This window comes from Nitrosomonas communis (assembly GCF_001007935.1).
Classification (GTDB): domain Bacteria; phylum Pseudomonadota; class Gammaproteobacteria; order Burkholderiales; family Nitrosomonadaceae; genus Nitrosomonas; species Nitrosomonas communis.
Genome location: NZ_CP011451.1, coordinates 685,856 through 701,281, shown reverse-complemented (window position 1 = coordinate 701,281; position 15,426 = coordinate 685,856). Strand labels below are relative to the sequence as shown.

9 protein-coding genes are annotated in these 15,426 nt (G+C 45.6%); 2 read left to right on the top strand and 7 right to left on the bottom strand.

The annotated features are described in order from the left end of the window. Window positions 1-16 precede the first annotated feature (16 nt). Window positions 17-1,957: a glycosyltransferase gene (locus tag AAW31_RS03135; RefSeq protein ID WP_082110325.1), complete on the bottom strand. Its 1,941-nt coding sequence runs from the start codon at window positions 1,955-1,957 to the stop codon at window positions 17-19. A 798-nt stretch (window positions 1,958-2,755) separates the two neighbouring features. Between AAW31_RS03135 and cysC the strand changes: the two genes are divergently transcribed. Together cysC and AAW31_RS03125 are read left to right on the top strand one after the other, a co-directional pair. Further along, a complete protein-coding gene (cysC, locus tag AAW31_RS03130) occupies window positions 2,756-3,403 on the top strand; it encodes an adenylyl-sulfate kinase (protein WP_046849124.1) in 648 nt (215 codons plus the stop codon). A 188-nt stretch (window positions 3,404-3,591) separates the two neighbouring features. Beyond that, window positions 3,592-4,266, top strand: a complete 675-nt coding sequence (locus AAW31_RS03125; protein ID WP_046849123.1) for a hypothetical protein — start codon at window positions 3,592-3,594, stop codon at window positions 4,264-4,266. A gap of 768 nt (window positions 4,267-5,034) precedes the next feature. Here the strand turns inward: AAW31_RS03125 and AAW31_RS03120 are convergent. From AAW31_RS03120 to trpE, 6 genes are all read right to left on the bottom strand, one after another. Further along, complete coding sequence (locus AAW31_RS03120) at window positions 5,035-6,627, bottom strand: DUF5010 domain-containing protein (RefSeq protein ID WP_046849122.1); 1,593 nt, start codon at window positions 6,625-6,627, stop codon at window positions 5,035-5,037. 555 nt (window positions 6,628-7,182) lie between these two features. After that, on the bottom strand, window positions 7,183-8,193 hold the full coding sequence (locus AAW31_RS03115) for a tetratricopeptide repeat protein (protein ID WP_046849121.1): 1,011 nt from the start codon (window positions 8,191-8,193) through the stop codon (window positions 7,183-7,185). A gap of 9 nt (window positions 8,194-8,202) precedes the next feature. Further along, window positions 8,203-9,432: a glycosyltransferase family 4 protein gene (locus AAW31_RS03110; RefSeq protein WP_046849120.1), complete on the bottom strand. Its 1,230-nt coding sequence runs from the start codon at window positions 9,430-9,432 to the stop codon at window positions 8,203-8,205. After that, window positions 9,407-12,049: a glycosyltransferase family 2 protein gene (locus AAW31_RS03105; RefSeq protein WP_046849119.1), complete on the bottom strand. Its 2,643-nt coding sequence runs from the start codon at window positions 12,047-12,049 to the stop codon at window positions 9,407-9,409. The genes AAW31_RS03110 and AAW31_RS03105 overlap by 26 nt, the downstream gene beginning before the upstream one ends. 50 nt (window positions 12,050-12,099) lie before the next feature. After that, window positions 12,100-13,152 (bottom strand): hypothetical protein, encoded by a 1,053-nt coding sequence (locus AAW31_RS03100; RefSeq protein ID WP_046849118.1) that lies wholly within the window; start codon window positions 13,150-13,152, stop codon window positions 12,100-12,102. Between the two features lie 764 nt (window positions 13,153-13,916). Continuing rightward, entirely contained in the window at window positions 13,917-15,401 is a 1,485-nt protein-coding gene (gene trpE / locus AAW31_RS03095; protein WP_046849117.1) for an anthranilate synthase component I, read from the bottom strand. Between the last annotated feature and the right edge of the window lie 25 nt (window positions 15,402-15,426).

The window sequence follows — 15,426 nt, the reverse complement described above, 5'->3', positions numbered from 1 at the left end:
TGTCATATTTAGAATTTTAATTTTTAGAGCGCCCTAAAGTTAATTTTTTTATATGATTTTTCAGAACAGTGAGACGTTCGAGATAGCGAGCACCGATAGTTTCCGGGGAAAATAATTCATTCATCTGTTGTTGCCGCTCAATCGAGATGCTTCCCTTGGCATGGCTTTGTTGCACTCGGAATACTTCACGCATGGCTTCTGCTGCGGCAGATATATCCGGTTCTGCCCAGAAATTATCTTGTCCTTCAATATAATCATTTGAATTCGTAGCTTTGAGGTGACAAGGAATTAGTCTTGCCCCAGCAGTACGGCAGAAATCGGTATTGCCGCCGTAGTCACTGGCGATGACTTCCAGACCCAGTAGCAACGCTTCGGCAATACCACGGCCAAACCCTTCGGCGCGATGTAACGAAATAAAGCAATCACATGCTCGATATAGCTCAAGCACTTCAGTTTTGCTGAGCCTGGCATCAAGAATAATCAACCGGTTATCAATTTTTGCAGCAGCAAGGATAGTTTGCCAAGCTGGGTTATGAACATCGGGGCGCATACATTTGATGACAAGACCAACCGAATCTTCGATCAAAGGGAATGCTTGATGAAATGCCTTAATGATGGCTAAAGGATTTTTCCGCTCAATGAAGGAATTGCCATCGAATGAGAATACAAATAATGTTTTATTTTCTGGCAGACTGAAACGGCGGCGTTGAGTGGGTGCCGTGAGATCGATATCCGGAAGCTTTACTGCCGTTGGCATATATAACACTGGCACACTACTGGCGCGTTGTGCTGCTTGCTGAATATGCTGGCTGGAAACCCAGACCTCATCCACAAGGTTGAAGCAGTGTGCCCAATTCGCAGGCCAATCCTGCAACTCCCATGGCCAATAACCTATGATGTAGCGACCGCGAAAAAGTTGGGCTCCACGTTCCATATAAGAGCGTAGGTGTTCCAGTGCAGTCAGGCAAACAAGATTAATGGAATAATGCGGATCATTAGAAACCCATTGCTCGATACTGTGATCTTGTTGGTGAATATTATTGCCGGGCGGGAAGTTGAGAACAGTAAAGGGAATGTTGACAGCTTGAAAAGCGTGCGCAGCCATGCGTACATCTTCACCGATCCCAAGCTCGCCAAATGCATAGCCTATCAGATTGACCCCGAATTCATGGTGGTAGATGGCTGAAGCAGTGTTGTTTATATTTGGCGAGGTCCCAGGCTCTGGTTGAATGAGCAAAGGCAGGGCAGATTCCTGCGGAGCATAATGCTTCAGCCAATGACTAAATCCATTGCGGCCTTGTGTGGTGGTAAGATCAAAAGCAGCTTGCAGATCAGTACGGTATCGGTATATGAGCTGAGCAAAGCGGGTCTGATCGATATCATCATGATCAATCAAAAAACACTTTTGCCATGCAGGAATTTCAGCTATTGTTAGATCGAGTTCACGCCACCCTCCAGCGCACCAGAACCAGCCGAGTGCTGCTAATTGGTCTTTACTGTTTGCCAGACTTGAGTTAACAGCAAGATCTTGACGTGCAGCGATAACTAATTGCATAAAGCGCGAAATACCTCCTGACCATTCGGTAACAGGTAGCTCAGCAGGCAAGGATAAAACTTGCCAGAATGGGGTCAATTCTCTCAATGCGCGGTACTCTCTACGGCCATGAACAACACACCAGGCGAGAAAATGATAACGATTGTCAATTGTGGTGAGTGGGTAAGTTTGCTGCAGATCTTTGTCACGGAGTTGCCAAATCGCCAGATGTAGGGCATAAAAAGGACTGATGCCAGGCACATCCAAACTAGGAATAGGCTGTGCATAAAAATGTTCTGCACTAGTTTGTTGTGGTAAGGTGGCGAACAAAGCTGCCAGGGAAGTAGCTGGAGTTTTTTCTACATCAAGTTGACTTGGCTTAGTTCTTTTCTTTGTAGTTTGAGCGCTATAAGCCTTTGTCATTACAAATATTGTGTAGGGTTTAAATTGGTAAAGATCATTCTGCTAGATGATCGCATTAGCATAATATTATAAAATTATCGTTCGTCCTGAGTGTATCGAAAGCCGATGTTAGTTGCCTACTGGTTTAACAGGTTCCGACAGGCTTACCGCGAACGGTTCGGTAGGCTGACTGCTAAGCGCAGGCTGGGCTATAATGAGTTTATTGGAGCGATTCACTCAACTAATCTCCATATTAATTTCAGCATATGCCTCTAGTATATTAGAATGTTTCGATTTATGATTTAACTTCTTATGCTTTCTTAATTAACTAAGTGTAACAGAAAGTTCGTATCATTCTGAAGTGCAATACGCTATTAGCAAAATGCTCAAAATCTACCGACTTATGCTAAAGAAAGTAGCAATGTAAATTTGATCTAATGTTTTGGTGGAGGATGCCGTTTATTACACTGTGGCCAATTCTATTTTAAATGCAGCTACACTTGGAATAATAGAACTGCCATAAATAATAAAAATCTCTTATAGATTAAGTTTTCAATGGAAGAAGTATAGAAAATATATGCCAACTTGGCGCAACAATGGTATTTGAAAGTTACGAAGAAATATTCGAATAGGAGAACCAATCAATAAATTTTACTTTGGTAATATCCACATTTTGAGAAATTGCAAATTTCATTGAATCCACTACTCGCTGAGATTTGAGTTGATGATTGCTTATTTTTTGTTTGAAAAGTTCATATGCTCATCTCTATAGTTAGCTTTTTACTTGAGAAGTGCTAATTACTTCACTTAATTATTTGTATGAAAAAAAGCACTAACACAATTTGGCATCATGCTACTGTCACTCGCAATCGCCGTGAACAGCAGAATGGTCACCGTTCGGTAGTATTATGGTTCACGGGACTTTCCGGTGCAGGCAAATCCACTTTAGCCCATGCTGTAGAGGAGGAACTGCATCGTCAAGAGTGTCGTACTTTCGTACTGGACGGTGATAACGTTCGTCATGGCCTCTGTGCGGACCTTGGCTTTTCAGCTGAAGATCGTACAGAAAATATTCGGCGTATCGCTGAAACGGCTAAACTTCTCACTGAAGCAGGGGTGATTGCAATGACAGCCTTCATTTCACCTTTCCGCAGCGACCGGGAACGGGCGCGCAATTTGTTTTCGCAGGGCGACTTTATTGAGATCTATTGCCAAGCCCCGCTGGAGCTTTGTGAACAGCGCGATGTGAAAGGACTCTATCGTCGTGCACGTGCTGGCGAGGTGAAGGATTTTACAGGTATTTCTTCGCCTTATGAGCCGCCTCTTAATCCGGAATTGGTAGTTGCAACAGATTGTCTGCCTTTGGAAGAATGTGTGTCGCAAGTTCTTACACTGTTGCGCTTCAGGGGGATAATAAATCAGGGTAAAAATGAGAGTCAATGTGACAGCAAGCGTCATGTCTCTTAATATTGCTGTATTTAAAGCACCGGTTTATATCCAAAAAAGCAGACGTGTTCATGAAAGAAAATGTTTAGTTTAGATTATATATTAACGAATTTCATTTAGATGTATTATCCTAAAGAAATTAACGTGGTGGTATGAAATAGGAATTTGTATAAAATTCCATTCTGATTTTATAAAAAGAGGCTCAAACGATGACAAAAGGAATTTTACAAATATTTTTTGAGAAGATACAGGAGGTATTCGGTGGAGAGAAGATTTCTTCGGAACTTCCTTCTTCAAAAATTAATTCTCCAGCTTCTTCTATAGCTGCTTATCCTCCGAAGGCTACTTCTTCTACAGTGGTAGAAATACCAACGAAATCAATCAGTCTGGTAGAGCAGTTGCATACTAAGATTGCTCAGGATTCCGCTTATATTTACGTTTTTGAAGCAGGTGAAACAACAACTATCCCAGCAGGAATGGTTTGTTCAAGCCATGTAGACAAGAACGGTAATGTTGGATGTGTCACTCTTGCTAATGGTAATCCTAAAGCTAATTCTGGTGGACCAACGGGTGGTTACAGTGTTCGTCTTCCTGATCATGTCGAAGCTGCGGCAAGTGGTCATCATGTCACTGTGCATGTTATTGCCCGTGCTTCTGGTAGCGATCGATCACACTTTGCTGTGGCTTATTCAACTAACGAAGTTGGTAATTCCGGTTGGCGTAAATTTACCGCAGGGCCAGAATGGTCAATTCATACCATGGAGTACGATGTACCAGTTATGAAAGATGGTCGTGGAGATTTTGTAGGAATTTTGCCTGATAGCGAGGGTAACCCAGGAACTGAATTTTGTTATTTTGCTATTAATATTTCTGAAAAAAAGTAAAGATGAGGTTTCGCTGATAAACAGATTGCACATTAGTTAATTTGTAGATTTTTTCAACATAATAATGACAAAAAACCGCTCGGTTTGAGTGTGTCGAGGGCTGATATCATTGCTTAGTAGCTCGGCTACGCTCACCGCAAGCGATTTGACTGGTTCAATGCAGGTGGTCCGAGAGGCTCACGTTGGGTAAGTAAATGTTTTGTTTTACTGGAACAAATCTCTAGCGGCTAGCTGATTTGTTCATGAATTTCAAGCAACGAGTTAGTGCGGATAAGCTTGTGCCATTCGCCATATGTCATAAATTAACCGAACAAACCGAAACCTAACAAGGTATATATTTGCTGGCTTTAATCTTATTGAGCAAAGCGGGAAATAAACATATTATTCCAGTTTATGACATTAACTCTTAACGTAGTATACTTCGGTTTATAAGTCAAAGTTATATGCGGTGAAACAATACTCCTAATTGATATGGTTGAGAGTTGTTCCAGCTATCGTTACTGGTGAACACATATGGTGAAATGCAGTTTTTCCTGTTTTTAATCGGTTAGGCTTCTGATCAATATTTAGCAACGTAAATAAATGTTGAGACTAGCCGCAAAACCGAGCGTGGATAAATATCCTTAGAAAATGTGTCCTCCAGTAAATGCTTACTTTTCACGAGGGCCCAATATGATTCTGCTACGGTTTGCGGATATTGCTTTAATCAATGTATTAACCAACATAGCGTGAATCAATTGATTCATGCAAGTAAGGCATCATAGCTCATTAAGGTATTACCAGAAGGGGCGGGTTAGTATCCTGAAGTTTACGTAGTATAACTTTTCGGATGGTTAGACCAACATTCGGTGCCGAAATACGAAAATCTTGACCGTTGAGCCGCCCTCCAAAATAACCATCAGAAATCCGGATTTTAGCCGTTCTCCATGCTCTGGTATCGGTCAGGTGAGCGCTTATAACTAATCTAAATGCATCATCATTTGGAAGTACTGTAATGGTGCTATCGTATTCTACAGTGATATTGCCGTTTCCTATGTCCAGGTATTCGAATTCCAGTTCAAGTGGTACTTTATCTCGAAAGAAGAAGGAATTGTCAACGTCGAAATAGAAATAATTGACATCGTGATTCGACCACTCAGCCCGGCTGGCAGCTATGCCAGCTGTTAAATCAATGCTTGTTTTTCCGTCGGGGTTGGATCCAAGCGTTAAACCGTTGCTGACGGGAGGTTGTTCAAGAAGGATTGAGACTTCCTGAGCATCTGCATACGGACCTTCGCGCTTAGTTTGTATACCGGCGTGCCAGAGATTGGCGTACTTTCGGGTTAGATCGACATACAGGCGCCCATATTCTTTTGTTGGCGCGATGTCAGTACCTTCATGGAACTCGTTCCATGTCTCAACAACAGCAATTTTTGGTCTCGTTGCAGGATCAAGAGAGAGCGCCATATTCCAAGCACTTCGGTAGAAATTTCCACCTTCTCGTTCGCGAAGGTGGTGTTTTACATTCGGAACAGTTGAATTGTCGAATCCTGGTCCAACAGCAGCCACACCCTTTATCTGGGGCTCCAGCGCAGCGCCCCAACTATAGTCTAGATCGGCGCGGCCCTGCCATGAAGTTTCTTTGACGAGGAAAGGCTCGATACCAAAGTCCTTTTCGAATTCCGTCCTGAGATAATCAAAAGCAGCAGCATCCTGGTGCTTCGCGAATGCCGCAGCATAGAGCCACACAATCGGTTTGCCATTGACGGAAGCACGCAAGTTACTAGGTATCATGGAGTAGAAGTCGCGTATCGTAAGATAAAACCACTCTTTGCCTTCTGGTTTGGTAAGATCGACATGATATTTTTTGCTGTTGTGTTTCAGAGTGGTTGTATCGTAAAACATCCCGATGCGGGGAGAGCGGATACCTTCTTTCTCGAGTTTTTGAGCAGCGTCCACTAAAGCTGGGAGTCCTTCCAAACTCCAATGTGACCCGGCGGAGCCTGGGTAGCCCCAATAAACTGGAAGCATGAAATCGATTCCAGCGGCAAGAATATCTCGTAATTGCTGCAGATGCCAGGCAGATGAACGATACGACATACCATTGGAATCGATGGGGTGATTGGTGAGGGCATCGGTTCCATCCGGATCCAGGATGTGCATTTTAGTATTGATGTCGTACCAGTAGAAATAATAGGTGCCTACGATCGGCTGCTCATGATCGAATGTGCCTTGTAGGTGAGCGGCGAGCGTCTCCTGTTGCACATACGGCCCGGGCGGATCAGAGCGGGCTGATACATGCTTTGAGTAAAGCGTGGCAACGGTTGTCGTGATTAAGAGGAAGAAGAGAGCTGAGGCGAGTTGGTGCAAGACTTTATACATTTGCGTTCCTCCATGAAATGGATGATTTAGGCAATACGTCTTGGTTGCTCAGTTTTAGTGCGTCTAGCTATGCTAGGGGACAGCGAATGTGTCTAGGAAATGATTTTTCTTAACAAATAAAGCTGATTGACAGCTGGAGTTTAAGCAGAGGTCACTAATCAAATTGATCTGGCTCTGCTTTATGGTGATGCTAAGTAATAGCCGGCAAGTAGACAATAATGCAAAGATATACAATTTTTATGCCTGCTTGTCTGGGCTCTTAAAAAGCTTCTAAAGGAATATTTGACGAGGGAGTCTTAAAGTGAGCATGGGTGTAGCTTGATTGGCTAGGGATCGGTGTCATGTGACCCTCTGTGGCGACTTACAGCTTGGTCTTTATGTGTACTCGCTTTTTGATACAAGAGATTGGCTAATTCCATTTCTAAATCAAAACTGACATTGTCGGCTTCACCTTGCCGTGTTATTGATACTGTCTGCGGCTCGCCTTCGCGTCATGTTTGATTTGGAAATGGAATGATGTCATTCAAACTCAGATTTTCATTAGGAAAATCTGAGTTAACCTTTTTTGCGTGTCGCTGGCTTTGAGGTTGTTTCGGTTGTGGCAGAGGCTTGCTGAGCCTGTTGCTCGAGTACTGCCAGATTATCGAGGGCGCCCTGATAGCCAGGTTGAAGCTTGATAGCTTCTTCCAGTTCTTTACGCGCATTAACTAAGTCTCCTTGAATGCGCAACAGGTTGCCCAGGTTATTGTGAGCAGCGGCTGAATTAGGCTCTATGGTAATGGCTTGGCGGTAAGCAGCAATGGCGTTATCCAGTTTGCCCAGACGCTTGTAAGCCACCCCAAGATTAATGTGAGCGGGGAAAAAGTCTGCTTTAATTTTAAGGGCACGTTTGTGAAAACTGATGGTTTTGTCGAGTTCGCCGCGTTCCTGGAAGAGTATCCCCAGGTCATTATAGTAGTCAGGCCGATCAGGGGCGAGCACAATCGCTTGTTGTACCAAGGGAAGCGCTCCCTCCAGATCTTTCTGGGCGCTCAGTGTCAATCCAAGGCCATGGAGTGCTTCCGGATGATCCGCATTGATTTGCAGAGCAGCATGGTAAACCTTAACCGCTTCTTCCAGTTTGCCGGACCGCTGTAGCTGACTGGCGCGGATCAGTAGTTGCTCAATGGTATTGGGGTTTTCGATCACATTTTCCAGTTTCTGGATGCGTTCGCTAAGCTCAGCAGAAGGAAGAAGAGCGTTGGCTTGTCGGAAGATCTGCAAAGCTTCCAGCACTCGGCCCAATTGCTGCTGCGCCAGGCCAATCTGTGCGAGCACTGCTGCTTTGGGTGCGACCGCTTTTTTCATTTTACTGCTGGAGATCGATTTCCATACCCCCTGCAGAATTTTGAGGGCTTCTTCCGGTTGCCCTGTGCGGTTATGGATCATGGCGATGCCCATGGCGGCAGCCGCATTGCCCGGTTGCAGCTTCATGGCTTCCTGGTAGAGCGTGGAAGCGTTGATGTAATCGCGATTCTCAAGGAGAGCACCGGCTTCTTTTAAGATATCAGTAAGTGTTTTAGTCATGGATTTCTACTACCATTCAAATTGTTTGATGAGCTGCTTGAATGCTGGATAACAGATCGTATTAAAATCATAGCGAGCAACCACGGTTTGTCGCGCCTGGTTGCGTAATTCCTGGTACTGCTCCGGATTTGCTAATGCTTTGATTGCATAGTTTGCCAGAGTGACGGGTTCATTGAATTGGAATAACAAGCCATTTTCCCCATTATTTATCACTTCCTGTACCGGGGGAGTGGCAGACGCAATCATCAGGCAGCCGCTGGACATGGCTTCGAGCATGGACCAGGAAAGAATAAAGGGATAAGTCAGGTAAACATGCGCGCGCGAGATTTGTAATACCTTCAGATAATCCTGATAGGGAAGACGGCCAGTGAAATGAAGGCGTGACGGATCAATTCTATTAGCGATTTCACCGAGATAGCGTTGGCGATAAGTCTGGCCGATGGGGGGCTGTTTGCCATAGCTGACATCATCGCTGCCGACGATGATCACCTGACAATTCGGGCGCGTTTCAAGAATACGGGGCAGGGCACGCATGAAAATATGAAAGCCGCGATAGGGCTCCAGGCTGCGGCTGACATAGGTGAGGATTTCTTCTCCAGCGCGATGAGTGGAGCCATCGGGCAGCGTGATGGTTGCATTGGCGTCTGGGGCTACCGTATCGGTGTCAATGCCGTCGTGGATCACGCTGAGCCGTTCCTGATAATGAGCAGGAAAGCAACTGCGCTGCCAGGCCGTTGGGCAATAGCCACCATCGCAGGATTCCAGAGCTAATAGCTGAGTCGCGTTGAGGCTGTGCACTCGAAACAGATCATCGAAATTCATTGGGTATTCGGGATCAAACCCGACATCGGCGCCTCTTGCCCGATAGTAGTATTCAAATAAGCCGATGACTCGGGCCCCTGGAAAAATATCTTTCAGATAAAAAGCATCGCCCCAGCCTGGATGCGCAATGATCAAATCAGGCTCTAACCCTTGGCGCTTATGGGTGAGCAGTGTCTGCACGATTTGTTGTCCGCGCCTGACGGCGGACTCAAAGTTACGGGCATAAGCATGGGTACTGGTGCCCGCCACCTCCGGGGTGGGGTAGGCCATGACGGGAAGCTCGGGTAAAGGGGCCGTGTCTTCCATCCATTTTGCATCACCGACTGCATGTATCTGCATGTCTGGTTCGCGTGCCAGAGCGGCCGCAAAACGGCGGAACTGCCCCGGGAAGTTAGGATGAACAAAAAGTATTTCCAAGTTTTTTCTCTATTTCATTGCGTAGCCATGCTGCCTGGGGCATTTGACTAGTGATTTGCCATCCGGTCAGAGGATCGCCGCCTGGTGCTTGCTTGAGGTAGGGCGCCCAAAGAATATTCAAGGTATGAGGGTAAGATTGGGGTTCTATTTTCAAGGCTGATTTATTGAAACAATGGGCGATGCGGATATCGGCCAGCCGCGCTGACTCCTCAGGCGTATCGAGCAGTTCATGCCAAACCACAGCCCCAGCGGCTTGCAGGGATTGCTGTAAGATTTTAAGACGGGCTTGGTGCTGGGCTGAGATATTGTGTGGGGTGAGTAGGGCAATACGCAGTGGCGGAGATTGGGGGGTACATAACGGCCCAAGCGGACAGGTAGCAGTGGTTTGCACGATGGGGCTGCTGAGGGTGGACGCCAAAGCGTTTATTATAGCAGGGCTGGCGGCAAGGTAACCGTCAAAATGAGGCCACCATGGCATGCGTTGCCATAGAGCAGCCTCGTTTCTGATCCAGGCAAAGGTCAGCAGATCTTCGCGCCGCCAGATCATTTTGCCAATATCATATTCTGGATGCCCGACTATCAGGATGTGAATATCACGCACATTGTACCAGCCACGGCTGGGAGGCAGAAAAACCGTGCGTGCTGCAGGATAGCGCTGACGCACCTGTTTGGCCAATTTGATTGCGTCCGTTCGTAGACGGGTGGTTTCGCCATTGGCCCTGCTTTCATCAATGATAAAGCCAATGGTCAGCTTATCAACAGTGAGATGCTGGTCGCCAGTGAAAAGACTGGTCCAGTAACGTTGCTTTAACCATAGACCGGCATGGGTCTGCAAGATATCTGCATTACTGATCAAACGGTCGAAAATATCGGTCGCCCGTCCTGAAAGGCGGGTATGGCCGTGGTGATGAAGCGCCAGCAGATCATTTCGACAGATGACTTTCTTGCCGAGTCTGTGGCTTAGGCGCAGACAAAACTCGACGTCTTCAAAACCATAAAAATAACTGGGGTCAAACTTGCCTGCATTAAAAAAATCTTCTTTGCGGCAAAACATGACAGCGCCGGTAACGACTGGAACAGACTGGGCGGAATATTCTGCTTCATTGCTATCATCCGCTGTGGCTTCATAGGGCCAATAAGCTGCATTGTAAAGTTTAAAGCGCACGCCGAGGTGTTGCACGATGGTTTGATTGAATGATTGCTCACTACTGGTAGATTTGATCAATTTCAGGCCAAGCAGGCCGATTGCTTGATCGGTTTCAAGGGCATCGACCATCGCTGGCAGGACATCCTGCAGCCAGATGATATCATTATTGAGGAACAGCAGGAATTTCCCGCGTGCTTCCTCCGCTGCGCGATTACATGAAGCGGAGAAAGAATCATTGAAGGGCAGGGGGATGATGTGCAATGGCAGTTGTGATTGCCAGCGAGTAAGTAATCGTAGACTACCATCTTCAGAGGCGTGATCCACGACAATAAATTCGACGCTGGTCAGACTATTCTTTATTAGCCAGCTTTCAAACAGGGCAGCCAGCAGCTTTTCGCCATTACGATTGAGAATAATGACCGAAATAGTGGGTTGATTGGGCCGGGCAAGTTTTTTTGCCTGCCGAACTTTTTCCGGTTGGGAAGCGATTTCATCAAAAGTCAGATAGTGGCTGGGTATTTTGATCAGTTGCCCACTGCCGCGTAATGGGTGATTCTGTCCGGCAAATTCGACGCTGATACGGTGCTCGTTGCCATCAAACAGAATTTCGGGTGGTGCCAGTTGAAAACCAACAATGCCGAGTTTTTCTTCGGGCAGCTTTAAATAGTGTGCAATGTCGGGACGACGAATATTGGGACGAAAATGCAGCACAATCTGGCCATCGACTTTTAGCGTCAGCTCCACTGGATTGGCGGGTTGGTGCACGTCAAAAGCCCAGCCATGAATGAGTTGCGTATCAAACTGCTCCAAGTATCCAATCAGTTTTTTCTTGGGTTGACAGGGTGAGCCGCTTAGCTCTGTGTCACCGCAGAAGAACCGTAACGGGATCGGTAAATCTTTCTGTGGAATACGAAAAGTAGCCAGATATTTATCGGGTTGCCCATTCTCCGTGGGGAGAGGGATCAATAAAACCTGTTTGCAGAAATGCTCTTCCTGGTCACTTAAAATGAGTTGCGGCAGCGGGCTAGGGCGATGACTGAAAGCCACCCATCCCTCAAAATGATCCTCCACAAAACTCACTTGACCATGACGATCACCGTGCTGGAAGGCGAGTTTACTTTCCAGTAGCCCATGCTGCGCCAAGTTGTTGGTATTAGAGGCAGCGGTGTTTTGAGCGGAATTGCATAGCTTGACAGTCAGTTCATGCGGAGCCCCGTCAAACAGCTGGGCTGGCAAGGGGACCAGAAATCCTTTGCTCAGATCGACTGACCCAACTTCACCCAGTAATGGCTGATAACTATCGGCAAGGGGAGAGTCGCACCATACTTTCGTCAGAATTTTACCATCGATATAGACAGCAACCTCAACCGGTTCTGTGCCTGGAATGGAGGCACACCCCCTGAGCAATCCATTATCAATAATGATTGGCGATAGATAGGGTATTAGATTATTTCTTTTGATTTTTGTCATAAAAAAGCCCGCATTATTCTAGCGGGCTTTCTAGAGCATATGCTTGTTAATTACGATAAGTTAAATATTACCATATCGGCTGTCACATCACTTGCAGACATACCTACGAGCGTAATGGAGGCCTGGCCATCCACGAATTCGAAAGTAACGTTACCATTCGCTTCGGAAACATTGGTAACAAAAGGTAGCAGATCAGCGACGGTCTGAATACCATCGAACTGGAAGGCCAGTTTATCACCGCTGTCGATCTGGACATTGTAATGACCTATTGCATTGAAGCCGATGATGTCATCACCACCGCCACCGATCAGGGTGTCATTACCGCCGCCGCCAACCAGAGTGTCGTTACCACTGCTGCCAGTGATATGCTGATCTCTATTGTCACCTTGGAGATTTGCGTTAGTATTATCGCCCACTTTGACGGTACCAGAACCCACCAGCACGGCGTTTTCCACACCGCTGAGTTCAAGTGTCTTCCCTTGCTGAATTTCGCTCAAGAGCAAAGCAAACACCTCGTTATCTTCAGGATTGAGCGCCGTGAATTTTATCGTATTACCCGCGTTTGGATCAACTGTAATTGCGGTTCCTGCTGGCGTTTCTGCCAGAGTTTCGGATAGTGAATTGGAAATATCTGCGAAGCTGATAATGCTCAGAACACTTTCGCCTACACCATTGGCATTCAAGGCATTGATCAGATTGTTAACTGCATTCGTTAAACTTGCATTAAGCGCCTGGATGGCAGGATCGGTACTGTTTGATGGTAATGCGGCTTCAATTTGCGCATTGAGAAAGTTTGCAATCTCTGTCGGTGTTGCTTTTTCGCTTAAACTTTCAAAGGCGATATTAACGCCGGCTGGCAACTGAACTGCAAAATGCATTACACCCGCATTAATTTCCGCTGCGATGGTGGCATCTTTCGTAACAATGGCGCCTTGTGTTTCACCGTTTTGGCCTGTACCGATAACCAAGGTACTGCCATTACCTAAATCCGTCGTTTGAGCACTACCACCGACAGTATCAGTTAAAAACTGATCCAACAACGCTATCACGTTGCTGTCTAGTGGTGTCCCATTACTTCCCCCTAATAATGACTCTGCTGCCATAACTCAAATTACTCCTCTTTGATTCTTGAAAAAAATACTTCATCTACCGCGTCGCGAATATACGATATAAATTAATTCCAAGCAAGTGATATATGACATTTGATATGACGATAGGGTTGTGTCTTGCAAAAAGAAACATATAAACCATCATCTTATAATCTGTCAGTTAGGCAAACTTGTCGCATGCAAAGATAGTTAACCTGGAACGGCCTATGAGTATGTATTAAAAGTGCATTAAAAATGATAATTTACTTTCGAATGGAATTAATCAAATCTCCGCAATAATAGTTATCGGCGATTACGGCAGAAACTTTAATCAAATTTTTATCATATGGCATGCGGCATGATGTTCGGAATATGATTTTCAAAAATCATATTGTTTTGATCTAACAATTCAGTGAATTTGCCGCAAGTAAAGCTGCAAGTAAGGGTAATTGGGCTTGAATGGAGTCGTGTTATTTTAAAAGTGTATAAAGAGTGATAATTTTTGCTTGAATGGGATTAATTCAATTTCGTACTTTTAATATCGGCAATTGCTGCAGAAACTTTAAATAAATTTTTTAATATGACAGAGTGCATGATGTTAGAAGCATGACTTTCGAAAATCATATTGTCTGGTCTGATAGTTCAGCGAATCTGCCGCAAATAAAGGTAATAGGATTTGAATGGTCTCGTGTTTTTTTAAATTACCGGATAATAATTTCCGCTTGAATGAAATCAATCAAATCTTCGTAAGGTTGATATCGGCGGTTGCTGTAGAAACTTTAATCGATTTTACTATCGAGTCCATTTTCAGCAATTTCTGCAGCACGCAAGATCGCTTTTGCTTTATTTTGCGTTTCGATCCACTCGCTCTGAGGGACTGAGTCAGCAACGATACCGGCGCCTGCCTGCACGTGTAATATACCATCTTTAATGATGCCGGTGCGGATCGAGATAGCCAGATCCATATCACCATTGAAACCCAGGTAGCCGACTGCACCAGCATAAATACCCCGTTTAGAGATTTCCAGTTCATCGATGATTTCCATCGCTCTCACTTTGGGTGCGCCGCTGACGGTTCCAGCCGGGAAAGTGGCGCGTAAGACATCGAGCGCATTCAGGCCCGGTTTGAGTTTGCCTTCCACGTTGGAAACAATATGCATGACATGGGAGTAGTGCTCAATTTGCATATTTTCGGTTACTTTGACTGTACCGGTTTGAGCGACACGGCCAATATCATTGCGCCCTAAATCCATTAGCATGACATGCTCGGCTCGTTCCTTGGGGTCGGCCAATAAATCAGCCGCTAACGTGGCATCTTCTTGCAGGTTTTTGCCCCGAGGACGCGTACCAGCGATCGGGCGAACGGTTACCATATCCTTCTCAAGCCGCACTAAAATTTCAGGAGAGGCGCCAACAATATGGAAATGATCAAGATGATAATAGAACATGTAAGGGGAGGGGTTGAGGCTGCGTAGGGCGCGATAGAGCGCAAGGGGAGAGGCTGAATAAGGTTTGCTGGTTCGTTGTGAAAGGACCACCTGCATGATGTCACCTTCCACGATATAGTGTTTGGCTTTTTCTACTGCAGCGATAAAATCGGCTTCCTCAAACTCACTGACAGCAGTGCCTGGCTTACTTGGCTCTTCGATGGGAATAGATAAAGGTTGTCGCAGCCGGGTCAATAGTTCTTTTAAACGATTTTTCCCTGCTTGATAAGCATTATCTGAATGCGGATTGGCATAGATGATGAGATAGAGTTTTCCAGAGAGATTGTCGACTACCGCCAATTCTTCAGACAGTAATAGTAAGACGTCCGGCGTATGCAAGGTATCGGGTCGGGCATGGCCTGTCAGTCTTGGCTCAATATAACGTATGGTGTCATAACCAAAATAGCCAACTAGCCCCCCACAGAAACGGGGCAGGCCAGCGCAGGGTGCAATCTTAAAATCAGCCAGATAAGATTCGATAAACTCCAGAACATTGCCGGTATTGACTTTCTTGCTAGTGCTGGTGTTAGTGAAGGCGTCAATGATATCGACTTCATTGCCGTACACTTCTATCCGTGTTTTTGCAGGTAAGCCAATGACGGAATAACGTCCAAAACGCTCACCACCCAGCACCGATTCCAACAAGTAGGAATAGGGCTGATTGGCCAGTTTGAGATAAACTGACAGCGGGGTATCAAGATCAGCAAAGGTTTCCAATACCAGGGGAATGCGGTTGTAACCTTGTGCCGCCAGCTTGTTGAATTCACTCTGAATCACACACTAACCTTTTTAAAAACGGACT